Genomic DNA, 23,999 nt, shown 5'->3' with positions numbered 1-23,999 from the left:
ACTCGGGCTGTGCCACACTCTATAATCAATTGACTTGATCACTTGACCAAGTCAATTGACCACAAAGCAAACCACATGCCAAACCATGGAGGTAAAATGAATTTGCTTAGTTATCAATGTGTTAGAAATTTGATCAATCGGCCAGGCAACACTGCTCACTCACCGACGCACCAGCTTGTTTCAGCAGGCCGCACCAATCTGGGAATTTACGAAACAGTTGTTACGTATTATCACCGCATTGGAATGAGCTATTCACGTGTGCCATTGGCAACAAAACCCATGCGCCGCTCCACGCCGGCTCATGACTCGCAGACCCGTCATGCTGTAGCATCCGCCGGCGTTGACGCCGCCCCCCAGGCAGGCGCTACTGCAGTAACAAAGGAGATTGCTTGACTATGGCCAGAGTGGGCGCTGAATTGCGTAGACAGGACTTCGTGGAAGCCACTGTCAAAGTGATTGCTGAACATGGGGTTGCCAATGCAACGACTCGACGTATCGCCGCTGCCGCAGGCTGTCCTCTCGCGTCGCTGCACTACGTGTTTCATACAAAAGACGACCTCCTCTATGCCGTCTATGAGTCTCTTTTCAACTTGCCACACCAGGCCCTGACGAACGTGCCTGCGGGGACTACCGCAGCCGAAACGACAGCGGAAATGCTTCGCCAATTAGTCACGTGGTTCTGCACCCACCCCGACATAGCCAAGGCACAAACCGAGCTTTTCTTCTGGGCCATGCGCAACAATCCCGAGATGGCGAGCAGGATCTACGCGGTAGCAATAGAAGCAACGGAACAGGCCATGGAAAAAGCTATCGGTGCACAATTCGACAAGACCTTCTTGAAGGCCACAAGTCGACTGTTGGTTCACCTTGTAGATGGTCTGATCATCGCCTGGTCCGCTCATGGTGACTTGGCACGGCTGGAGGCAGAAACTGAAACGGCCTGCGAAGCGGTAGCGCTATTAGTGGCCAGTCGCTGAACATTTCGATCCGCATCTACCTGACGATCATCAACCTGTACCCCGGTGGAGGTTGGTCGCCAGCATCCTGACTCGTGTCGTCCCGACCGATTCTTCAAGACATAAGATCGCTTGTCTTTTCGCCCACAGAGGCGAGTGCGACGACGACGAGATGTGCCACACCCTCGAAGGCACCATGCGCCTCGCCTGGAAACGCCGGCAGCCCGTACGTCAACGCAAGTTCCAAGGCCGGTTACAAGGGGTATAACTATCAGAACAAAAGGCGGGGCACCCAGAACAGGCCCTCCAAAGGTAGCGCCCGGGCCAGGCACCCCAGGCCTGATCGGCGCCTGCGGCGCGGAGCGATGTGATGAGATCCAGAGCATGGCGATGGGCTCGCAAGAGCCTTCTTGGCTGCATCGAGCTGGCCTTGCTGGTCGCTCCACTGTGCGCCAGCGCCACGTTCAAGTGCCAGGCCAGGGACGGAGCCATCAGCTACACCAGCCAAGCCATCGCCAGCGCCCGCTGCACTCGCCTGAATGGCATGACGGGCGCAGGTAGAGGCGCCAAGGCAACGGCCCCGCCACGGGTTGTACGGGACAACGACTCAGGCGCAGTGCGGATTCGGGTGTTCACCTTCATCCACAAGGGTATTCGTCAATTTGTGAGCCGACGCCCCGTCGGGATCTCCGCACGGATCGATGTCCTTGAGCTCTATTACATCAAGGGCTGCTATCTGTGCATGGCGCCGAAGGATTTCAAGGTCGCCTCACTGCGCCTGGACACCCATGCCTATCGACAGGAGATCGAAGCCGCTTCAGGTCATTATGGTGTCGACAGGGCGCTGGTCCGCGCAGTGATACATGCCGAATCGGCGTTTCGCCCCAACGCCATTTCCGAAGCCGGCGCCCAGGGGCTGATGCAGTTGATGCCCGCCACCGCCGAGCGCTTCGCCGTGGACGATCCGTTCGACGCACGACAGAACATTCGTGGCGGCGTGCGCTACCTGGCCTGGCTGCTCAAGCGCTTCAACGGCAACCAGGTGCTGGCGTTGGCAGGCTACAACGCGGGCGAAGCATCCGTGGTCGAGTACAACGGGGTGCCTCCCTACGCCGAGACGCAATCCTACGTCACCCTCGTGCAGTCCTTGACCGAACGCTATCGCAACCATCGCGAGTACCGTAGGACGCATAACCTGGAACAGGTAATACGCCGGGCGGGGAATGGCTCAACCGAACTTCCACGCTCACCGGTCGCTATCGACCCCTAGCGACCCTCCGTGAGGCCAATAGCGGTCAATCGTGACGCTGTCTTCGCCGCGTCTCTAAAACACAACATTGTCGCTGGCGAGATGACGTAAACCAGCGGCATGCGCCTTTTAGACTCAGAGCCTGACAAAGTGGATCAATATCTCCAGAAAACGGGAGTGACGAGCACCAACACTGTCAGGATTTCCAGCCTTCCCAGAAGCATTCCAACGGTCAGTAGCCATTTGGCAGCATCCGGTAATGATGAGAAATTACCGGCCGGCCCAATGATCGTGCCAAGCCCCGGCCCGACGTTACACACCGCAGTAGCGGCACCGCTCAACGCTGTTGTCCAGTCAAGCCCGATGAGAGCCAGGCCCAAGGCGATGGCCGCGATGGTGATGGTGAAGAAAAACGAAAAGGTCAAAAGCGAGCGCACGATCTCCTCGTCAATGGGATGACCGTTGTACTTCTTCTGAATGACGGCTCGAGGATGGATCAACTGCTTCAAACTACTGACCAGTAGAGCGGCAGCCACCTGAAAACGGAAGATTTTCAGACCGCCTGCAGTGGAGCCGGAACATCCACCCACGAAGGTCAAATAGAAAAACAGCAAGACAGCGAAGCTGCCCCACAAGGTGTAGTCACCCACCGCAATTCCGGTGGTCGTAACGACCGAGGTCACATTGACCGCCACGATACGAAACGCATCCCACCATCCGTAATCGCTGTGAAAGCACAGCCAGGTACCCACGGCCAGCGATGTGACGAGCAAGAATCCAATGAATCCACGTACCTGGTGATCCTTGATCAGCGCACGCCGATTGCCCCGCAATGTCGCGACGTACAAGGTGAACGGCAGGCTGCCCAGAATCATGATGGCCACTGCCACCCAGTGAATCGCGGGTTGCGTCCAATGCCCAAGTGAGGCGTCCGATGTTGAGAACCCACCGGTAGAGATCAACGACATTGCATGGTTGACTGCCTCAAATGGCGTCATCCCAGCGAGCCAGAGCACCAGGGCGCCGATGCCGGTAAGCCCCAGATAGAGCAAAAGAATGTACTTGGCGGCCACATGGGAACGTGGCGTCACTTTCTCCGACCAGTCTGAGGACTCTGTCTGGAACAGACGCATGCCGCCTACTCGCAACAGTGGAAGGATCGCCACAGCCATGCCGATAAAACCGATACCTCCCAACCAATGCAGCATGGAGCGCCATATCAACAAGCCGGGAGATGCGCTATCCAGACCGGTGAGTACGGTCGAGCCCGTGGTTGTGATGCCAGACATCGTTTCAAAAAATGCGTCGGTGTAGCTGATATGGCTGATGAACACCATTGGCAACGCTGCGAAGGTGCACACAACCACCCAACTGCCAGTCGTCAGCAGGTACATATCCCTGGGGCGAAGCTGGGCAGCATCCGGGCGCCCCCGCACAATCAACAACAAGCCACAGATGAAGGTAATCAAACTCGACCAGAGAAAGGCCGACAGATCGTCGCTACGCTCATAGGCCACCAGTGTGATCATGGGAATAGCCATGCTTATGGCCAGCGTGATCAGAAAAATGCCCAGGATGAAGCCGATAAGTCGAATTGCTGCGAGGGACATAACAGAGCCTTCCAGATTAGCACCGGGCAGTATTGGATACTCAACCACAAGGCCCCGTAAATTTTACGTAAAAATTTCTACTGGCAGCCTGATTTTCTACCTCGCGGTCATTGACTACCGTTTAACTGAAATCCAGGCCACGCAGTTGGATGTTTCTTCGCGCACGCCGGCTTGAGTATGGACATTCAGGCTGCTGCCATTAATTCCATTGGTTATGTGGGTGAGGAGCATTCGTTCTATGGCGCGCGGCATGGGTGGCTAATCTACGGAGGTTGAGGGGGGCCACCGTCAGGAGGGTGCAACCATATGGACGCAAATCCGATCGAAACCGACTACCTGATCATCGGGGCTGGCGCGACGGCCATGGCCTTCGTCGATACGCTACTCAAGGAAACGAATGCACACATCGTGATGGTGGATCGACACGGTCGACCTGGCGGGCACTGGAATGATGCCTACCCCTTTGTCCGATTGCACCAGCCCTCGGCCTTCTATGGCGTCAACTCACGGGAACTGGGCAGCGGCACGAAAGACACGACGGAACTGAACGAGGGCTTGTATGAGCTGGCCTCCGGCTCCGAGGTGGTGAGCTATTTCGACCAGGTGATGAATCAGCAGTTTCTGCCATCAGGTCGAGTCCGTTACTTCCCCATGTGCAACTACACCGGCGACCGCATTGACGACCACCGGTTTACCTCGCTCGTCAGCGGCGAAAACCATCAGGTCCGGGTGTACAAAAAGGTGGTGGACGCCACCCATGCCCAGACAGCCGTGCCCTCGACCCACCCGCCCAGGTACAGGGTGGAGCCCGGCGTGCAATGCGTGCCACTGAACGACTTGCCGGAAATCCGGCACCCCTACTCCAGTTACGTAGTGGTGGGATCGGGCAAGACCGGGATCGACGCCTGCCTGTGGTTGCTGCAAAACGGTGTTGCGCCCGCAACAATCTGCTGGATCATGCCAAACGATCCGTGGCTGATCGACCGGGCCAACATGCAACCCGGCCTCGACAGCTTCGAACGAACAATCGGCGGCCTCACGGCACAGTTCGAGGCCATCGCAGCCGCAGACTCGATCCCGGACCTGTTCTCCAGGCTTGAGGCAGCGGGTCAGCTCTTGCGCATGGATACGTCCGTCGAACCCACTGCTTACCGCTGCGCCACCGTCACTCAAGCGGAATTACGCGAGCTGCGACGCATCGACAACATTGTGCGCCTGGGGAGAGTGCGCGTTATCGAGCCAATGCGCATCGTGCTCGAGCAAGGCAGCATCGCCACGAGCCCAAATGCTCTGCACATTGATTGCAGCGCCAGTGCCATCCCGACACTCCCTGACATGAAGGTGTTCGACGGCGGCAAGATCAACCTGTTGATGGTAAGCAGCTGCCAGCCCGTGTTCAGCGCGGCCTTGATCGCCTATGTGGAAAGCCACATGGTCGACCCGGCACAAATGAACTCGCTGTGCATGATGGTCCCCCCGCCTCACGTCCCCACGGACTGGATCAGAATCTGGGCGGTCTACCTGGGTAACCAACTACGCTGGGGAAGACATGAAGGTTTGACCCGCTGGATCAAGCAGTCGCGTTTGTACTTTATGACGGCGGTGGTCAGGGGCTTGCAAGAAACCGACACCGAGAAACTGGCACAGCTGCATCGGCTCTCTGTCAGCAGGCAGCAGGCTCAGGCGAGTTTGCCACGGTTGCTGGGGTCCATCGCTTGAATCTCAGGAAGCGCATATGAACGAGCCACACCTCGAACTGCTCGACATCAATGGCATCCGCATGCAGATAGCAACGCAAGGTGGCGGCCCGCTGGTCTTGCTATGCCACGGTTTTCCGGAGCTGTGGTACTCGTGGCGCAACCAGCTTGCTGCGCTGGCGGCCGCCGGCTACAGAGCGGTAGCGCCCGACATGCGCGGCTATGGCGGCACGGATGCGCCAGCCGAGCCCGACGCCTACACCACGCTCCACCTGGTCGGCGACATGGTCGAGTTGGTCAACGCACTCGGCGAACAGCAAGCCGTGATCGTCGGCCATGACTGGGGCGCGCAGGTGGCCTGGAGCGCGGCAATGATGCGACCCGATCTGTTCCGCGCAGTGGTCGGCATGAGCGTTCCCTTCTCGCCACCGGCGCGCGTGGACCTCCTCAGCGCGCTGGCCTCGCGGGGTATCAGCGACTTCTACATCCAGTATTTCCAGACGCCGGGCGTGGCCGAGGCCGAGCTGGAAAGGGACGTCGAGTCGTCGATCCGGCGCATCTACTTCAGTGGCTCGGGTGACGGCCCCGATTGGCCGGTGTTCGGCCGGCTGCAGCCGGGCCAGGGTTTCCTGGGCGCGATGATCGAGCCCGAAACCCTGCCAGACTGGCTAAGCCTCGAAGATATTGCCTACTACACCGGCGAATTCAACCGCAGCGGATTTCGCGGCGGCTTGAACTGGTACCGCAACATGACGCGCTCATGGGCACTGCTGGCACCTTGGCGCGGTTGCGTTATCCGGCAGCCGTCGATGTTCATTGCCGGGAGCCGCGACGGCGTGCTGAAGTTTCCGAGCTCCCCGCGGCAGATCGAAGCCTTCGCGCAGACACTGCCGGAACTGCGCGGGTGTCATATTCTCGAAGGTGCCGGTCACTGGATACAGCAAGAGCGCGCGACAGAGGTCAATGAGCTGCTACTCGACTTCCTGAAGAAGCTCTCATCAGAAGGTTGAATTTTTATCCATAATTGAAATGCCATAGAACATGCAGGCGGCGCCAACACCGGGCCGGTGTTGGCTATAAGGATTCAAGACTGGAGGGAACCATGAGCAATCTCATCGCCACCGACGAGCCACCTGAAGCCGTTCGCCTCATGGTCAGGGTTTACGCCTGCTTGCTGCTCGCAGGATTTGCGTTTGTTCCGGCCTATCTCATAGCCCGGACTATCAAGGCTGGCATCGCTGAATTTCTGTGAGGTGATCCACCCTGCCCCCGGTCGTTTTAATGGCCGCGAATGTAGTGTTCCAGTTGCCGGATCAGCTCGGTCTGCTCGACGATGGCTTCCTTGACCAGATCACCAATCGACAACAGGCCGATCAGTTGGTCGCCCTCCACCACCGGTAGATGGCGCAGATGACTGTCGGTCATGACCGCCATGCAACGCTCGATGCTTTGCTGACTGTCTGCTGTCACGACTGGCGCGCTCATGATGGCCCGGACCGGCGTACCGACCGAAGAGCGCCCCTGCAGAACGACCTTGCGCGCATAGTCGCGTTCGCTGATCACGCCGACCACCTGTCCCTCCTCCATGACGGGTAGAGCACCGACATTTTTTTCCGCCATCATCTTCAACGCTTCAAGCACCGTCTGGTCTGGCGCGATGCTATGCACCCGCCGGTTCTGCACGGCCTTGAGCTTCAGCAGTTGCGCAGCTGTTTTCATACAAGCCTCCGATACTGTTTGTCATTGATCATCGACTCCGCCGGAGCCTGGCATGAATCATTGATTGAATGAGCGTTCAGCCCCCGCAGGTGGTCAGGCCACCGCGACCTCCACCCGGCCTGCGTTCAGGCGCACCGGCCAGACCCGCAGGCGCTGCTGCGGATACTCCAGGCAACTGCCGTCCTCAAGGCGGAAATGCTGTTTGTAGAGTGGCGAGGCAATCACCAGATCGCCCTTGATGCTGCCGATCAGCCCGCGACCGATGACATTCGCCCCGGATTGCGGGTCATGATTATCGACGGCATAGAGGGTCTTGCCCTCGGCAGCCGGCAGGTAGAACAGCGCCACTTGTGCACCGTCGAGCCAAACGACGACGCCGGAGTTACTCACCAGATCCTCCTGGCTGCACACCGCTTGCCAGGCATCGGGATTGACCAGGGAGAAACTGGAATAAGCGCGCTGGGTATCGGACTGGCTCATCAGGCAATCTCCTCGATGACAGGGATAAGGTGGAGTTCAGAGGCCATGATCGGCCGGCGCTGACCGCGTTCCTGGACAAAATGGATGTCCGGGTCCGGGCGTTGATCGTTGACGAAGGTGCGAAAGCGCTTGAGTTTTTCCGGGTCTTTCAGGGCGTTGGCCCATTCGCATTCGTAGCGGTTGACCACCAGCTGCATCTGCGATTCGAGCTCAAAGCCAAGCCCCAGGCTGTCGTTGATGATCACGTCCTTGAGGTAATCCAGGCCGCCCTCCAGGCTCTCGCGCCAGACCGAGGTGCGCTGCAATTTGTCGGCGGTGCGGATGTAGAACATCAGGAAGCGGTCGATGTAACGGATCAGGGTGGCGTCATCGAGGTCGGTGGCGAACAGTTCGGCGTGGCGTGGGCGCATGCCGCCGTTACCGGCCACGTAGAGGTTCCAGCCTTTCTCGGTGGCGATCACGCCAACGTCCTTGCTCTGCGCCTCGGCACACTCACGGGTGCAGCCGGAGACTGCGAACTTGAGCTTGTGCGGCGAGCGCAGGCCCTTGTAGCGATCCTCGAGGGTCAGGGCCATTTGCACGCTGTCCTGCACGCCGTAACGGCACCAGGTGCTGCCGACGCAGGACTTCACCGTGCGGGTCGATTTGCCATAGGCGTGCCCGGTTTCGAAACCGGCCTCGATCAGCTCGGCCCAGATGTCCGGCAACTGATGCAACTGAGCGCCGAACAGGTCGATGCGCTGGCCGCCGGTGATCTTGGTGTAGAGGTCGTATTTCTTCGCCACCACGCCAATCGCGATCAGTTTGTCGGCGGTGATCTCGCCCCCGGCGATGCGCGGCACCACCGAATAGGTGCCGTTTTTCTGCATGTTGGCCATGAAGGTGTCGTTGGTGTCCTGCAACGGCACCAGCGACGTGTCCATGATCGGCTGGTTCCAGCACGAGGCGAGGATCGAGCCCACCGCCGGTTTGCAGACGTCGCAGCCGGTGTGGCCCCGGCCATGTTTGGCCAACAGTTCGTCGAAGGTGATCACGCCCTCTACCCGGACCAGCGCATAAAGCTCCTGGCGGGTGTAGGCGAAGTGTTCGCACAGGCTCTTGTCGACACTGACGCCACGGGCAATCAGCTCATGCTCGAACACTTGCTTGAGCAACCCGGCGCAACCGCCACAGCCGGTACAGGCCTTGGTCTGCGCCTTGAGCTGGCCCAGGTCGGTGCAGCCGCCGTCGATGGCCGAACAGATGGAACCCTTGGTGACGTTATGACAGGAGCACACCGTGGCCGACTCGGGCAGCGCACCCGGGCCCAGGGTCGGCGCGCCTTCGGAGGACGGCAGAATCAGGCTGGCGGGTTCCGACGGCAAGGCGATGCCGTTCTGCATGTATTGCAGCAAGGTGTCGTAGTAGCTGTTGTCACCGACCAGCACTGCACCGAGGACGTGTTTGCCACTGGCATCCACCACCAGGCGGCGATAGCTGGCGCTGGTTTCGTCGATGAATTGATAGCTGCGTGCGCCCGGGGTGTTGCCGTGGGCGTCGCCGATGGAGCCGACATCCACCCCCAGCAGCTTGAGCTTGGTCGACATGTCGGCACCGATGAACGGCTCGGCGACTTCGTTGCACAGACGGGCCGCGACGCTGCGCGCCATCTGGTAGCCCGGCGCGACCAGGCCGAACAGGCTGCCGTTCCATGAAGCGCATTCACCGATGGCGTAGATGTTCGGGTCGCAACTGAGGCACGTGTCGTCGATCACCACGCCACCGCGCGGACCGATCTGCAGCGCGCATTGACGAGCCAGCGCGTCTTGAGCGCGGATACCGGCGGAAAACACGATCAGGTCGGTTTCGAGGAACTCGTCATTGGCGAAATTCATGCGATAGCGGTACTGCTCGCCCGCACTGATCGATTGAGTGGCGCGGGACAGGTGTACACCGACGCCCAATCGTTCGATCTGCGCCTTGAGCGCCTGGCCACCGAGGTCATCGAGTTGTACCGGCATCAAGCGCGGCGCGAATTCCACCACGTGGGCTTCAAGGCCCAGGCTCTTCAATGCGTTCGCGGCTTCCAGACCCAGCAAGCCCCCGCCGACCACCACGCCACGCCGGGCATTGGCCGCCGCCGCCCGAATGGCATCGAGGTCTTCCAGGGTGCGATAGACCAGGCGCGATTGACCTTCGGCGCCTTCGATTGGCGGAACAAACGGATAAGACCCGGTGGCCAGAACCAATTTGTCATACGTGACGCAACCTTGCGAGGTGACCACCTGACGACGGACGCGGTCGATTTCCAATACCGGCACACCCAGATGCAGCGTAACGCCGGGCGTCTGGTAAAGCGACGCATCGGACAGCGCCAGCGACTCGGCATCACGACCTGCGAAGTACTCGGAAAGATGCACACGGTCATAGGCCCGCATTGGCTCCTCACTGAAGACGTGCAGCCGGTAATGCTCCAGCGCTCCCCGCTCGATCAGCTGTTCGACACAATGATGTCCGACCATGCCATTACCGATCACGATCAACGTTTGCATCTTGTTCAACGTGGCAACATTGGAATTCATAGAAAGCACCCAGCCCGAGCCAATCACGGTTTTAAAAGCAAAAAAAAACGCCTGAAACCTTGCGGTTCCAGGCGTCTTTGCCTGTTCTTTTGCGGTGTTGAAATCAGGCATCTATGCCCGGTCCACCGATGCTGCCCACGACCTGTTCGGCCAATCGATCGTCGTTGACCGAGGGGGCTGTCCACACGAATGCGTTCCAGGTGGACCTGATGTCAGCCTTGCAGCCTTTGTGCCAGCCTGCGACAGAGAGACTTCAACTGTCTGGAAACACTGACTCTTGAGCCCGGGAGGATTGTCACGACGCTGGAACTACCGCAGGCGAACGCGTTTTGCGGCGCTTCCGACTGGTGCACGTTGTTGCCCATGGCGCTTTATAAAAGTGCATGGACCGTTCGATTCCACAGCTCGTTGGAACTCAAGCCTGTTGTTGGCAGCGATCAGCTTTTCCGGTCAGCGCTGTCATGTCGTCGTCACATCTACCCATCACAATGGGATCAGCCAAAAGGATTTGGCCCATCTACAGAGAGTCCGACCGACGCCGGGCTTTTTTCATTGCTACGACATGCTTTTCACGAAACGCTCACAAGATGGGGCGCAGATTGGAAGCACAAAAGGATTTGACCCCAAACAGAAGGCCCGCCATTGCGCGGGCCTTTTGCTGCCTGCATTGATCGCATGACGAACCGATTCAATCCTTCGCAAGGTGAAACTGACGGCCAGAACCTGAACTGACAGCGAACCCGGCCATTACGCCGTGGTCACAACAGCTGATGGCAACGCAAATGTTCAGTGGCCTCAGGCCAACTTCATTCACGAGCGATGCCTGCAATTCACACCTTTCAGGGTGCGCCGGATAACCTCAGTGGGTTCGGTTCCTGCCTGATGCAGGTACTTGCCGCTGCTCTCATCCCCTGCTCCCTCGGCGGAGTACGCAAATGACTCAATCAATGCGCTTCTTCCTCTCGTTCTTCCTCGCGATTGCAACCTTGGCATCGGCCGGTTTCCTGAACAATGCCGCAGCGGCCACCGCCGAGGATCTGAATACCGACGCTCGACAAGCCTTGCAGGCGCTCTACAAGACCAACCCATTCTCCGAAACCATCTCGCATCAAGCCAAGGCTGTGCTGGTTTTCCCGAACATCATCAAGGCGGGTCTCGTGTTCGGCGGCAGCTATGGCGAAGGCGTTCTAATGAAGGGCACGAAAGTCGAGAACTACTACAACTCCGTCAGCGGTTCATGGGGGCTTCAGGCCGGCGCCCAGTCGTATGGCTATGTGGTTTTCCTGATGACCGACAAAGCCGTGGACTATGTCGCCAAAACCAAGGGCTGGGAAATCGGTGTAGGGCCAACAGTTGTGTTTGTGGATGAAGGGGTTGCGAAGAACCTGTCCAGCTCAACGCTCAAAGACGACGCCTACGCATTCATCTTCGACCAGCAAGGATTGATGGCGGGGGTCAGTATCGAAGGAACGAAGATTTCGCTGATCAAGCGCTGAAGTCAGGTGTCTGACTGCCCATCGCAAGCGTGATGGCAGCCTGTGCCAACCGGGATGGGTTTTCCCGTTTAGGCTAGGCTGTCCTCACCCCTGGCGCACAGACGCACCTGATGATTGGGAAGCTATCTGGACGAGCAAGGCTGTTTCGACCGTTCATTGATACAGGTCTAAACATTGGACGAACGAATCCTGATAATGACTTTCCGGTTTTCAGGTAGGCCTTAAATGACTTCACAGCTCTTCCAGGTTCACGGCCTCGTGAGTTTTACCCTTGCCATCCTCCTGCTTTTCCTCGGCAAGACCCTCGTCCAGCACAACGCCTTTCTCCGTCAATACTGCATCCCCGAATCCGTGGTCGGCGGCTTTGTCTGTGCGGCGGTGACGTCCTTGCTGTACTTCGGCCTGAATATCCAGATCGAATTCGATCTGCAAGTTCGCGACACCCTGCTGCTCTATTTCTTTGCCGGCATTGGCTTGAAGTCGGACATGCGCCAACTGCTCAAGGGTGGGCGTCCGCTGCTGATCCTGCTGTTGCTCGCCGCCGTGTTCATCCTGTTGCAGAACTCGCTGGGCATGGGCGTGGCCCAGGCGTTTGGGCTTGATCCCAAGGCGGGCTTGATGGTGGGCTCCATTTCCCTCACCGGTGGGGTGGGCACCACCCTGGCCTGGGCACCGCTCTTCGTCGAAAAACTGGGCATCGGTAACGCCCACGAACTGGGTATCGCCAGCAACACCGTCGGCCTGATTGCCGCTTGCGTCATCGGTGGCCCGATCGCCAACCAGCTGATTCGCCGTTATCAACTGACGCCGTCCAGGGATGCGGAGCTGGAAGTCGGCATTCTCGAGCAACAACCGGGCAAGGCGCTGGACTACTACGACGTGCTCTGGGCCTGGATGTGGCTCAACCTGACCCTGATGCTCGGCTATGGACTCAACCTGCTGCTGGTCGATGCTGGCATCACCCTGCCCAGGTTTGTCAGCTGCCTGTTTGCAGGCATCGTCATTCACCACCTCGTTCTGGCCTTTGTCGGTGATCAGCGACTGAAAACCTGGAGCGGTGCCAGCCTGGGCCTGTCGCTGATCTCCGACATCTGTCTGGGCATGTTCTTGACCATGGCCCTGATGGGGCTTCAGCTATGGCAACTCAACGGCGCGTTGATGTTCATTCTGTGCGCAATGACCCTGCAAATCCTGCTGACGGTCGCCTATACGTACTTTGTGGTCTTCCGCTTTATGGGGCGCAATTACGAAGCCAGCGTGATCGCTTCCGGATTCGGCGGGATTGCCCTCGGCTCCACGGCGACGGCCATCGTCAACATGTCGACCGTGACGCAAAAGTACGGTGCGGCGCACCAGGCCTTCCTGATCGTGCCGCTGGTGTGCGGCTTTTTCATTGACCTGGTCAATGCCGTGATCATCAGCCTGTTCAGTGGTCTGTAGCGACCTCAGCCCGGCTCTCGGAGGGCCAGACACACCGAACTCAGGAAAGCGGACGAAAGGAGCAGCAGGATCGATGCCGCAAGGATAGGCTCAGAGATAGAGTGTGCCCCAGCCCTGATCCGGCCAGGCACGATCTCAAATGCGCCTCTTGCTACAGGGGAACCGGGATGACGGGACACACTGCGCCCCCATGGTCGTCATGGCTCCTGCTATCCCTGCTCGCCGTCGATCTGGCGCTGATAGCCGGCTGTTCGGGCAAAGCCAGTACGGCTCGATATTCAGCCCCCGGCACTGGCTCGGCCTGCTATGCAAAAGCCCTCCCCACTGTCGGCGAAGGTGGCCTCGCCTGGGGCGACACCCTGGACATGGCTCGCCAGAAATCCCTGAGTAATTGCATACGTTATTCCGGCCGATCCGGCGGCACGCCAAGCACCTGCAAAGTGGTGATGGCGGAATGTAAGCATTGATAGAGCGGTTTTTCATTTCTGCGTCGCTTTTGCATTTCTGTGCGACAGATCCCACTTCAGGGGCTCCCGTTTCACACGCTCGCGGTGTTAGTTTTGAAAGGTTTCTGATCGACCGATCAGATATTTCTTACAAACCGCCTGCAAAGGAATGCCCCCAGCAATGGATTTTTCCCTCAAGCACCTGGCTGCGACCACCCTGATGCTCGCCAGCCTTTCGTCGTTCACCACCGCTGCCCACGCCAACATCACCCCGCAACAGAGCGCGATCATCCTCAAGACCTTCAGCGATGCATCGGTCAAGGATTTCCGGCAGTTCCTGGCAAGCCTGGCCAAGAGCGATATCGCCAAGACCGACGACCTCGGCGCGGCCATCCGTGCCTTCCTCGACAACAAGACGCTTAGCGCTGAACAGCAAAACGAAATCCATCGTTTGCTTGGCCTCTATGCCCGGGTGAAATACGGCAGCGCGGCCACCGAAACCCTGAAGGAGCTGGTGGCCATTCCGACCGTGAACGTGGACGGGGTGGCCCAGCACGACAACCCCGAATTCCTCAAGATTGCCGAGAAGATCAAGGGGCTGGCACAGGCGTTCAACCTGAACTTTCGCAACATCGACAACCGCGTCTACGAGATCTCCCTGGAAGGCAGCGGCGCTGAAGTCGTGGGCATTCACGCCCATGCCGATGTGGTGCCGGTGACGCCGGAAAATTGGGTGCTGCAGGACGGCACCCGCCTCGACCCGTTCAAGGTCACCCTGATCGGCGATCGCATGTATGGCCGCGGCACCGAGGATGACAAGAACGGCATCGTGGTGGCGCTGTACGCCATGAAGATCATCAAGGAAGAGAAACTGCCGCTGGCCCGCAATTTCAAGCTGCTGGTCGACACCACCGAAGAGACCACGGGTGACGCCATCCCCTACTACTTCGAACGCAACCCGACGCCCAACTACAACCTGGCGCTGGATGGCGGCTACCCGGTGGTAATCGCCGAGAAAGGCTACGGCACGGTCATGGCCAGCTTCGCCAAGCGCACCGCACAAGGCAAGGGCGCGCAAATCACCTTGATGACCGGCGGCCTGGCCACCAACCAGATTCCGTCGACATCGGTCGCGACCCTGGTGACCGACAAGCCCGCCGAGCTGGCCGCCAGCCTGCAAAAGGCCGGCACCGAGTATGCCAAGCGCAACGGCGGCAATTTCGAGATCGCCGCCAAGGTCGACGGCAAGGACGTCAAGCTGACGGTCACCGGTGTGTCCGCCCACTCCTCCGAGCCCGAGTCCGGCGTCAACCCGGTGGCCAGGATGCTCGACTTCATCAATGGCCTGGACGGCAAGGTCGCGCTCAAGCACAACCAGATCACCGACGCCGCCCGCTACGCCGCCGACAACTGGGGGCTGGACTACCTGGGTGGCAAGCTGGGGGTCGGTTTTGCCGATGAATTCATGGGCCCGCTGACCACCTCCCTGACCTATGTCGGGATGGACGACAAAGCCTTCAGGCTCGCGGTCAACCTGCGCGTGCCGAAGGGCAAATCCCCGCAAGTGCTCAAGTCCGAAATCGCCGCAAAGCTGGACGCCTGGAGCAAGCAAACCAGCATCACACCAACCTTTGACCTGTCGATTGCCGAACCGATGTACCGCAATCCCGAGGGTGAATGGGTCAAGGCCCTGCTCGCGGTGGCCAGCGAAAACCTCGGCATGGAACACAAGTTCGGCACCTCCGCCGGCGCCACCTCCGTGCATGAACTGCCCAACGGCGTGCAATTCGGCCTGGCGATGCCGAATGTCAAATACACCGGTCACAACGACAACGAGTTCAAGACCACCGAGCAGTTCCTGCTGGACTTGCAGATCGTGACCGAAATGATGGGCCGCATCGGGCAATTGCCGAAGCTTTGATCCCCCTTCGGACCCGCCGCCCTGGCGGGTCCATTCCTTTCACTTCCAAACCACATGCCGCCCCCTGTAGGAGCGAGCCTGCTCGCGAAAAACCCAAGGGCGCCACGGGCCGTCTGGTTTCCCGCGTCATCGTTACCCTCCATCGCGAGCAAGCTCGCTCCTACGGGTCGATTTGATCCAGCACCCGGTTCGCCGTGATCTCCGCCAGCATCACACTGTTGGAAATGCCCAGCAGCGCATTGCGCGACCCACCGTCCAGGTGATCCACCAACTGGTGGACCATCACATCGACCGACGCGAGAGTTTCGACCAGATAAACCATCAAGGTTTCGGGACTCGCCTGCGGGTCCACGGTGAACAAGGTGCCGGGGGTGCGCGGTGTGGCTTTGATATCGGCAATCGAGGGGATGTGAAAATCGGGGGCGGCTTCGTTGAGCCTGGTTGAGTCGGGTTCATGTGGGGAGACCGGATCGGCCTCCGGTGGGTTTGGCGTTACCTTGAACATGATCTTCAATTCCTGAGTGATGCGGTCACCACTTCGCGACTAAACGAAGGGGTGGCAGCTGTACGCAGGTTAGTCGACCGGGGAATTGAAGAAGCCGGCGCACCCGAAGGTGCCCTGCGCACAGCCACCATCAAATACAGGTGTAAATACCTGTCTGACGGACACTTGAGCGACTTCAATTACCACCAGGCGACTAAACCCGATCACTGATGAGCAGTGACACGAATCAAGTTACCGACGGCCTGCGAGGCGCACAAGCCGGCGGATTCTGGCGTAACCGTAGGCAACGGCGCAAGGTCTTGTAGCTTGCATGAAGTAACCTTAAACACCTTTAAACAAGCGCCCTCCGGCGCCTTTTGCCGGTTACCACCTCTACTACCCCAATCGCCGTGAGCATTCTTCAGCGTTCGGCGTAGTGGTGGACGCTCTGCGTTACAAGCGCTGAGTCATCCATGGTCAAGATGCCTGGATGGCACGGATGAAATACGTGAGTGATTCCGATTTCAAATAAACACCGGGAAATACTCGGTTTGATCTAGGCTTGAATGAAATCACGCGGGAAAAAACCATGTCCCTCGCTCCCGGAAATCTATTGGCCCTGGCTTTGGGTGTCTTCTTTTGCACAGCCGTGTGCGGACAAGGGGTAGCGGACACCGATTCCCCTCCGGCAATACTTCCGTTGGAATCCGAGACTGCGCCAACACTCATTGCCTACCCCCCGCTTGCCGAGCCACTCGCCCGCGGTGTTGTCATTATCCAGTATCGAACGGAACACGCCAGGATCATGCCGGTATTTGGCAAAACGGCTGTTGAAGTATCACCACGTCTCGGCCACCTCCACGTGACCGTCGACGACTGGAAAGGCACATGGGCGCACACCAGCGAAGACCCGATCATCCTGGTCGGACTGACGCCCGGCACTCACAAGGTTCTTCTTGAAGTGGCCGACCCGACTCACAAGATCCTCACCAGTACGACAGTGAGCTTTATCGTTCCGCAGAAGAAACCGGCGGACGTTCCCCACATTGACAATGATCACGCAGTAAAACCATGACGATTGAGTGTTCATAGCTGACTGCGGTGGTGTGAGTAGCCTCTGATTTCGAAAACACATCTAACTGACTACGCTGTTTTCAAGTCTTTTCGCCAACCTGCACTGCGTTTTACTTCTGGCTGCACAACGCCCCCCTCAGGGTGACGGCAGATAGCCCATCACTCGTGACTCGCCCATCAGCAGCGGGCGATTCAGTTCCGCGCTGGCACGCAGGTACTCGGCCACCAGGGTGATCCGCTTCAGCTTGCGCAGGTCTTCGCTGTAATACATCCAGAACTGCCGCGTGACCTCCACTTCACCCGGCAGCACTTCGCACAGGCGGGGATCGGGGCCGGCGAGGAAGCAGGGCAGGATGGCCAGCGCCCGCCCTTCCAGGGCTGCGTGGTAGTGGGCGACCACGCTGGTGCTGCGCAGGCGGCTGTTGGCGCCGGGCATCAGGTCGTTCAGGTAGAGCAGCTTGAAGCTGAAGGCCAGGTCTTCGACGTAGGTCACGAACGGGTGGCCGGCCAGGTCCTCGCGACAGCCGATCGGCGGATGATTGGCCAGGTACGCAGGCGTCGCATACAGGCGCAGGCGGTAGTCGCACAATCGCGAGCACACATAGGGACCGCGCTCGGGCCGTTCCAGGGTGATGGCGATGTCCGCCTCGCGCCGTGACAGGTTGATGAAGTGCGGGACCGGCAAAATGTCCGCCGAAATGTTCGGGTAGTGCTCGAGGAAGTGGCTCATCTGCGCCGTGATGAAACAGGTGCCGAAGGCTTCGGTACAGCCGATGCGCAGGTGCCCGGAGAGTCCCCCGGTGGTGCCGAAAACCTGCTCGCAGGCTACCAGCAGCGTACTTTCCAGGGATTCGGCGTGGCCGACCAGACGCTGCCCCTCCACGGTCAGGACAAAACCTGCGGTTCGCGACTTCTCGAACAGCAGAGCGCCCAGGCACTGCTCCAGGGCCCGGATGCGCCGTGACACCGTGGTGTAGTCCACTCCCAGGCGGCGGGCCGCACCGCTGGCGGTGCGAGCACGGGCAACTTCGAGGAAGAAACGCAAGTCGTCCCAGTTCAGCGGATTCTGCGTTGTGCTTTTTTGCATATCCATCGGGCTTTTCTGCCAATACATATGGGAAATATGCACTTATATACTCGCATCTCACCCAGCTTGGCCAGCGTCGTTTTCAGGCCGGGAAGGCACCCTCCCAAATAATAAATATCGAGGGCTGACAGCATGAGCGCATGGATAAACACCGGCTTGCACGCCGGACACAAGCAGCTGCGCAACAGCGCAATCGCGGCCACGATTCTCGTCTGCCGTTGGTCCGCCCTCCTGCACCGCCCTCTCTGCACTGCAGGGTCATCCAGGCGGCAATAACTCCAGCACATCAGCATTCAGGTGGCGTCCCGCATCGGGTCGCTGCCCGGGTACCCGTACGCCCCTCAAAAGGCCGAACAACAAAAACAACTAGAAATGCGGAGCCTCACCATGACGACCGACCATCCGAACCACGTCCAGACCTGTGCACGGGTCAGGGCCAACCCCAAGTTCCAGCGCCTCGCGCGTCAGCGTGCACTGCTGGCCTGGACGCTGAGCGGCGCGGTCCTGGCTATCTACTACAGCTTCATCATGGTGGTGGCTTTCGCCCCTGCCTGGCTGCACCTGCCGCTGCACGACGGCAGCCACCTCAGCCTCGGCATGCCAATCGGCGTCACGATCATCCTGTTGTCCTGGCTACTCACCGCCTGGTACGTGCACCGCGCCAACACCCGCTTCGACGTGCTCAGTTCGCAGATCCTGCAGGAGTCCCGCGCATGAAACGCCTGTCCGCCCTACTCGCCCTGAGCCCTGTGCTGGCCCATGCCGAGCCCATCGTTGCGCAGAAGCAACCGCTCAACCTGCACGCCATCGGCATGTTTTTCGTCTTCGTCCTCGCCACCCTGCTGATCACCTGGTGGGCGGCACGACGCACCCGCTCCGCCGCCGATTTCTATAGCGCCGGTGGCGGTATCACCGGCTTCCAGAATGGCCTGGCCATCGCCGGTGACTACATGTCGGCGGCCACTCTGCTGGGCCTGTCGAGCATGGTCTTCGCCAAGGGCTACGACGGCTTCGTCTATATCATCGGCTTCTTCGTCGGCTGGCCCATCGTCACCTTCCTGATGGCTGAGCGCTTGCGCAACCTGGGGCGCTACACCTTCGCCGACATCGTCTCCTACCGCCTCGATCAAACCCGCGTGCGCAGCTTCGCCGCCCTTGGATCGCTGACCGTGGTGTGCTGCTATCTGGTGGTGCAGATGGTCGGTGCCGGTCAACTGATCAAACTGCTGTTCGGCCTCGACTACCGCACGGCGGTGGTGGTGGTCGGATTGTTGATGCTGGTCTACGTGATCTTCGGCGGCATGCTCGCCACCACATGGGTACAGATCACCAAGGCGGTCCTGCTCCTGGCGGGCGGCACCACCCTGGTACTGATGGCCCTGAGTCGCTTCGACTTCAGCTTCGAGACACTGGCCGCCCAGGCGGTGGCCGTGCATGCCAGCGGCGTGCAGATCATGGGCCCCGGCACTTTGCTGGCCGACCCGATCAACGCGGTGTCCTTATCCCTCGGACTGGTCTTCGGCATTGCCGGCCTGCCGCACATCCTGATGCGCTTCTTCACTGTGCCCAATGCCAAGGAAGCGCGTAAATCCGTACTGTTCGCCACCGTGTTCATCGGCTTCTTCTTCCTGGTGGTCTGCGTCCTGGGCTATACCGCCATCGTCATCGTCGGCACGGATCCTCAGTACTACGTCGATGGCAAACTCGGCGGGGCCATGATTGGCGGCGGCAATATGGTGGCCATGCACCTGGCGAAGGCGGTGGGCGGCAACCTGTTTCTCGGTTTCCTCTCTGCCGTGGCTTTCGCCACCATTCTCGCGGTGGTGGCCGGCCTGGCCCTGGCCGGTGCCTCGGCCATCTCCCATGACCTTTATGCTTCGGTATTGAAGAAGGGCTGCGCCGACGAGAAAAAGGAAATGCGCGTGTCGCGCATCGCCACCATCTGCCTGGGCGTCGTTGCGATTGCCCTCGGCATTCTGTTCGAGGGCCAGAACATCGCCTTCCTGGTCGGCCTGACGTTCGGCATCGCCGCCTCGGCGAATTTCCCGGTATTGATCATGGCCATGTACTGGGGCGGCCTGACCACCCGCGGCGCCCTCTATGGCGGCCTGACCGGCCTGATCAGCGCACTGGCCCTGGTGATCGGTTCGCCGTCGGTGTGGGTCGGTGTACTGGGGCACGCCCAGGCGCTTTTCCCTTACGACCAGCCGGCGCTGTTCTCCATGCCACTGGCCTTCCTGGTCATAGTGGTGGCTTCCAGGCTTGACCGCAGCGAACGCGCCGACCGCGAACGCGCCGCCTATGCCGACCAGTTCGTCCGTGCCCAGACCGGCCTTGGAGCTGCCATGGCCAGCAGTCACTGACGCTGCTTTTTCCGGGGCTGACGCCCCGAGCGCGAGTCCGCTCCTTTGCTTCGCGCTTTTTTACGCCCGACCTGCGCCGCTCGGCGCAGGACACCCCAAAAGCGCCCTTCCCTCGCCAACGCCAAGCGGCGCGGGAGCGGCTCGTCGACAACAAAAACAACAAAAGGCATCCAATGAAACCCACCACCCTCACCCTGTTCCTGGCCGGTAGCGGGCTCGCCGCACAGGCTCACGCCGACTTCCTGGCAGACAGCACGGCCAGACTGGAAACGCGCAATTTCTATTTCAACCGCGACTTCCGCCAGGCAAATGCCGCCCAGTCCAAGCAGGAAGAATGGGCCCAGGGCTTCCTGCTGCGCTACGAATCCGGTTATACCGACGGCATGATCGGCGTCGGTATCGATGCCCTCGGCCAGCTCGGCATCAAGCTCGACTCCAGTCCCGATCGCGCCGGCTCCGGCCTGCTCAAACGCGATAACGAGCCGCCCAAGCGCGCCAAGGACGAGTACGGCGAACTGGGCCTGACGGCCAAGTTCAAAGCATCCAATAGCGTGCTCAAGCTCGGCACCCTGACCCCGAAGTTGCCGGTACTGCTGGCCAATGACTCGCGCCTGTTGCCGCAAACATTTCGCGGTGGCCAGTTGAACGTCCAGGAGATCAAAGGCCTGAGTTTCGATGCCGGGCGCGTGGATCGGGTCAACCAGCGCGACTCCTCGGACTACGAGAAAATGGCGATCACCACCACCGGCGCCAAGGGCATTGTCAGTGGCCAGGCCCGCAGCGACGCGTTCAATTTCGCCGGCCTTGCCTACCAATGGAACGACCGACTGAACACAGGCTACAACTACGGCGGCCTGGACGACTTCTACCACCAGCACCAGTTCAGTCTGGTCCACGTGCTGCCGCTGGGCCCAGGCCAGACGTTCAAGAGCGACCTGCGCTACGCCCGCTCCACCGACGATGGCAACAGCAACATCGACAACAACGCCTTCGGCGCCATGTTCACCTATGCCCTGGGCGGCCATGCCTTCGGTCTCGGCTACCAACGCATGAGCGGCGACACCGGTTTTGCCTACGTCAATGGCAGCGACGCCTACCTGGTCAACTTCGTGCAGATCAACGACTTCGCCAACAAGGACGAGCGTTCCTGGCAGGCGCGCTACGACTACAACTTCGCGGCGCTGGGCATTCCCGGCCTGACCTTCATGACCCGCTACCTGTCCGGCGACAGCATCGATCTGGGCGCCGGCAAGCCCGACGGCCGCGAATGGGAGCGCGACACCGACATCGGCTACGTGGTGCAGAGCGGCCCGCTGAAAAACATCGGTATGAAGTGGCGCAACGCTACGGTGCGCACCGCTCACTTCGGTAACGATCTCAACGAGAACCGCCTGATCCTCAGCTATACCCTGGCGCTCTGGTAAGCACCCGCACAAGGCGGGCGCAGCTCACATCGCTTGACGGTGCGGGCAGCGCCCGCCTTGTGCATTTACGGTGCATCAGGGATGCCGCAAGCCTGTGTTTTTTTGCACAACGCACGGGACTTTTTGAGCATTCTTATTTGATTTATGCCTGCCTATACTCGATTCAACCGCCTGGTCATGAACCAGGTCAGTCCCAATAAAAATAAACAGGGCACCCATCGTGAAGCCATTCTTGTTTGCCGTCGTCTCCCCACTTTCAGGCACCCGCGCGCACCTCGGGAGACTCCAATGAACAACCACTGCCAACCCTTCCTGGCCGCTCGTGACTTCCTGCTGGCCCACCGCACCGACTACGCCACCGCCGTGCGTGACTTCCGCTGGCCGCAGCTGAGCGAATTCAACTGGGCGCTGGATTACTTCGATGCCATGGCCGAGGGCAACCAGGCCAATGCCCTGTGGATCGTCGAAGAGGACGGCAGCGAACAACGCTACAGCTTCCAGCAACTGGCCGCGCGCTCCAACCAGGTGGCCAATCACCTGCGTGCCCTGGGCGTGCGCCGCGGCGAACGCATCCTGCTGATGCTCGGTAACGACGTTGCCCTGTGGGAAACCATGCTGGCCGCCTTCAAACTCGGCGCCGTCGTCATCCCCGCCACCGCCCTGCTGACCCCCGATGACCTGCGCGACCGCATCGAGCGTGGCCATGTTTCCCACCTGGTGGTCGGTAGCGCCCATGTCGACAAGTTCGTCGGGCTGGGTGAAGACTGCACCCGCATCTGCGTTGGCCCGTCCCCCGCCGGCTGGACCCCGCACAGCGCCGCTGGCGAATATTCCGAGCAGTTCGAAACCGAGGGCCGCACACTGGCCACCGACCCGATGCTGCTGTACTTCACCTCCGGCACCACCTCCAAGCCGAAGATGGTGCTGCACAGTCACCAGAGTTACCCGGTCGGCCACCTTTCGACCATGTACTGGATCGGCCTGCAGCCGGGCGACCTGCACCTGAACATTTCGTCCCCGGGCTGGGCCAAGCACGCCTGGAGTTGCCTCTTCGCACCGTGGAATGCCGGTGCCTGCATCTTTATCCACAACACCGCACGCTTCAGCGCGCCAGCCCTGCTCGGCGTGCTGGAACGCTACGGCGTCACCAGCCTGTGCGCGCCGCCTACCGTATGGCGAATGCTGATCCAGGAAGACCTGGCCAGCTACAAGACTCGTCTGCGCCTGCGCGAACTGGTGGGCGCCGGTGAGCCGCTCAACCCGGAGATCATCGAGCAGATCCTGCACGCCTGGGGCCTGTTGCTGCGCGACGGCTTCGGCCAGTCGGAAACCACCGCCCTGGTCGGCAACACGCCCGGCCAGCGGCTCAAGCCGGGCTCCATGGGCCGTCCACTGCCAGGCTACCGGGTGACCATGCTCGACCCCGATGGCCTGCCGGGTAACGAAGGCGAAGTAGCCCTGCCGCTGGACGTGCGTCCGCTGGGCCTGATGCTGTGCTACGAGGACAGCCCGGAAAAGACCGCCGAAGTGATGCGCGACGGCTACTACCGCACCGGCGACACCGCGCAGATCGACGAAGAGGGCTACATCACTTTCGTCGGCCGTGCCGATGACGTGTTCAAGGCCTCCGACTACCGCATCAGCCCCTTCGAGCTGGAAAGCGCGCTGATCGAGCACCCGGCGGTGATGGAAGTGGCCGTGGTGCCAAGCCCCGACCCGGTGCGCCTGGCAGTGCCCAAGGCCTATCTGATCCTGGCCCATGAAGCCCAGGGCAGCCACGAACTGGCCGGCAGCATCTTCGCCTTCGCCCGCGAGCACCTGGCGCCCTACAAGCGGGTACGGCGCATCGAGTTTGTCAGCGAGCTGCCCAAGACCATCTCCGGAAAGATCCGCCGGGTGGAACTGCGGCAAATGGAAACGCAGCGTCGCCAGGGCGACGCTCGTGGCCCGCAGGAATACTTCGAAGAAGACTTCCCGCAACTCAAAGGCTGA

At 60.1% G+C, this 23,999-nt stretch carries 21 protein-coding genes and 1 pseudogene; 16 read left to right on the top strand and 6 right to left on the bottom strand.

The window, feature by feature from the left end; all coding sequences use genetic code 11:
- Positions 1-96: 96 nt before the first annotated feature.
- From ACM6J5_RS02960 to ACM6J5_RS02950, 3 genes are all read left to right on the top strand, one after another.
- Entirely contained in the window at positions 97-393 is a 297-nt protein-coding gene (locus ACM6J5_RS02960; RefSeq protein WP_414927777.1) for a hypothetical protein, read from the top strand.
- A 2-nt stretch (positions 394-395) separates the two neighbouring features.
- Complete coding sequence (locus tag ACM6J5_RS02955; RefSeq protein ID WP_414927847.1) at positions 396-977, top strand: TetR/AcrR family transcriptional regulator; 582 nt, start codon at positions 396-398, stop codon at positions 975-977.
- Between the two features lie 349 nt (positions 978-1,326).
- Positions 1,327-2,226, top strand: coding sequence for a lytic transglycosylase domain-containing protein (locus ACM6J5_RS02950; protein ID WP_414927776.1), 900 nt, complete (start codon positions 1,327-1,329; stop codon positions 2,224-2,226).
- A 134-nt stretch (positions 2,227-2,360) separates the two neighbouring features.
- On the opposite strand, the gene ACM6J5_RS02945 is transcribed toward ACM6J5_RS02950, so the two are convergent.
- The gene (locus ACM6J5_RS02945) at positions 2,361-3,815 is read right to left on the bottom strand and encodes a TrkH family potassium uptake protein (protein WP_414927775.1); all 1,455 of its coding nucleotides are present in this window, start codon (positions 3,813-3,815) and stop codon (positions 2,361-2,363) included.
- Between the two features lie 306 nt (positions 3,816-4,121).
- On the opposite strand from ACM6J5_RS02945, the gene ACM6J5_RS02940 reads away from it, so the two are divergent.
- The 3 genes from ACM6J5_RS02940 to ACM6J5_RS02930 all read left to right on the top strand — a co-directional run bounded on the left by ACM6J5_RS02940 (position 4,122) and on the right by ACM6J5_RS02930 (position 6,764).
- Positions 4,122-5,534: an NAD(P)/FAD-dependent oxidoreductase gene (locus ACM6J5_RS02940; protein WP_414927774.1), complete on the top strand. Its 1,413-nt coding sequence runs from the start codon at positions 4,122-4,124 to the stop codon at positions 5,532-5,534.
- Positions 5,535-5,550: 16 nt separating this feature from the next.
- Complete coding sequence (locus ACM6J5_RS02935) at positions 5,551-6,522, top strand: alpha/beta fold hydrolase (protein WP_095941831.1); 972 nt, start codon at positions 5,551-5,553, stop codon at positions 6,520-6,522.
- 92 nt (positions 6,523-6,614) lie between these two features.
- Positions 6,615-6,764 carry a hypothetical protein gene (locus tag ACM6J5_RS02930; RefSeq protein ID WP_172435280.1) on the top strand — a complete coding sequence of 50 codons (150 nt, stop codon included), beginning with the start codon at positions 6,615-6,617 and terminating at the stop codon, positions 6,762-6,764.
- Positions 6,765-6,790: 26 nt separating this feature from the next.
- Here ACM6J5_RS02930 and ACM6J5_RS02925 read toward each other — a convergent pair whose 3' ends face one another.
- From ACM6J5_RS02925 to nirB, 3 genes are all read right to left on the bottom strand, one after another.
- Positions 6,791-7,231, bottom strand: coding sequence for a CBS domain-containing protein (locus ACM6J5_RS02925; protein ID WP_095941830.1), 441 nt, complete (start codon positions 7,229-7,231; stop codon positions 6,791-6,793).
- A gap of 93 nt (positions 7,232-7,324) precedes the next feature.
- The gene (gene nirD, locus ACM6J5_RS02920; protein ID WP_095941829.1) at positions 7,325-7,711 is read right to left on the bottom strand and encodes a nitrite reductase small subunit NirD; all 387 of its coding nucleotides are present in this window, start codon (positions 7,709-7,711) and stop codon (positions 7,325-7,327) included.
- Complete coding sequence (gene nirB, locus ACM6J5_RS02915) at positions 7,711-10,272, bottom strand: nitrite reductase large subunit NirB (RefSeq protein ID WP_414927773.1); 2,562 nt, start codon at positions 10,270-10,272, stop codon at positions 7,711-7,713. Before nirB ends, nirD begins: the two co-directional genes overlap by 1 nt.
- Before the next feature lie 935 nt (positions 10,273-11,207).
- Here nirB and ACM6J5_RS02910 point away from each other — a divergent pair.
- From ACM6J5_RS02910 to ACM6J5_RS02895, 4 genes are all read left to right on the top strand, one after another.
- Positions 11,208-11,768, top strand: a complete 561-nt coding sequence (locus ACM6J5_RS02910; RefSeq protein ID WP_095941827.1) for a YSC84-related protein — start codon at positions 11,208-11,210, stop codon at positions 11,766-11,768.
- A 225-nt stretch (positions 11,769-11,993) separates the two neighbouring features.
- A complete protein-coding gene (gltS, locus tag ACM6J5_RS02905; protein ID WP_150673362.1) occupies positions 11,994-13,208 on the top strand; it encodes a sodium/glutamate symporter in 1,215 nt (404 codons plus the stop codon).
- Between the two features lie 167 nt (positions 13,209-13,375).
- Complete coding sequence (locus tag ACM6J5_RS02900; protein WP_095941825.1) at positions 13,376-13,675, top strand: hypothetical protein; 300 nt, start codon at positions 13,376-13,378, stop codon at positions 13,673-13,675.
- A 160-nt stretch (positions 13,676-13,835) separates the two neighbouring features.
- A complete protein-coding gene (locus tag ACM6J5_RS02895; protein ID WP_414927772.1) occupies positions 13,836-15,575 on the top strand; it encodes a dipeptidase in 1,740 nt (579 codons plus the stop codon).
- Positions 15,576-15,735: 160 nt separating this feature from the next.
- Here ACM6J5_RS02895 and ACM6J5_RS02890 read toward each other — a convergent pair whose 3' ends face one another.
- Positions 15,736-16,080, bottom strand: a complete 345-nt coding sequence (locus tag ACM6J5_RS02890) for a DUF6124 family protein (protein ID WP_414927771.1) — start codon at positions 16,078-16,080, stop codon at positions 15,736-15,738.
- Between the two features lie 352 nt (positions 16,081-16,432).
- Here ACM6J5_RS02890 and ACM6J5_RS02885 point away from each other — a divergent pair.
- Positions 16,433-16,525: pseudogene (locus tag ACM6J5_RS02885) on the top strand (LysR family transcriptional regulator); the annotation flags it as partial.
- Between the two features lie 123 nt (positions 16,526-16,648).
- Entirely contained in the window at positions 16,649-17,134 is a 486-nt protein-coding gene (locus ACM6J5_RS02880) for a DUF6130 family protein (protein ID WP_095941822.1), read from the top strand.
- 135 nt (positions 17,135-17,269) lie between these two features.
- Here ACM6J5_RS02880 and ACM6J5_RS02875 read toward each other — a convergent pair whose 3' ends face one another.
- Positions 17,270-18,220, bottom strand: coding sequence for a LysR family transcriptional regulator (locus ACM6J5_RS02875; RefSeq protein ID WP_191628406.1), 951 nt, complete (start codon positions 18,218-18,220; stop codon positions 17,270-17,272).
- A 387-nt stretch (positions 18,221-18,607) separates the two neighbouring features.
- Between ACM6J5_RS02875 and ACM6J5_RS02870 the strand changes: the two genes are divergently transcribed.
- The 4 genes from ACM6J5_RS02870 to ACM6J5_RS02855 all read left to right on the top strand — a co-directional run bounded on the left by ACM6J5_RS02870 (position 18,608) and on the right by ACM6J5_RS02855 (position 23,999).
- A complete protein-coding gene (locus tag ACM6J5_RS02870; RefSeq protein ID WP_150673359.1) occupies positions 18,608-18,937 on the top strand; it encodes a DUF485 domain-containing protein in 330 nt (109 codons plus the stop codon).
- Positions 18,934-20,583: a cation acetate symporter gene (locus ACM6J5_RS02865; RefSeq protein ID WP_414927770.1), complete on the top strand. Its 1,650-nt coding sequence runs from the start codon at positions 18,934-18,936 to the stop codon at positions 20,581-20,583. The genes ACM6J5_RS02870 and ACM6J5_RS02865 overlap by 4 nt, the downstream gene beginning before the upstream one ends.
- Positions 20,584-20,756: 173 nt before the next feature.
- Positions 20,757-22,007: an OprD family porin gene (locus ACM6J5_RS02860; protein WP_414927769.1), complete on the top strand. Its 1,251-nt coding sequence runs from the start codon at positions 20,757-20,759 to the stop codon at positions 22,005-22,007.
- A gap of 288 nt (positions 22,008-22,295) precedes the next feature.
- Entirely contained in the window at positions 22,296-23,999 is a 1,704-nt protein-coding gene (locus ACM6J5_RS02855) for an AMP-binding protein (RefSeq protein ID WP_150673356.1), read from the top strand.

Origin of the sequence: Pseudomonas sp. IT-P74, assembly GCF_949768175.1 — a bacterium.
Taxonomy (GTDB): Bacteria; Pseudomonadota; Gammaproteobacteria; order Pseudomonadales; family Pseudomonadaceae; genus Aquipseudomonas.
Note: the sequence above shows the minus strand (reverse complement) of the source record. Positions and strands in the feature narration are given on the sequence as shown.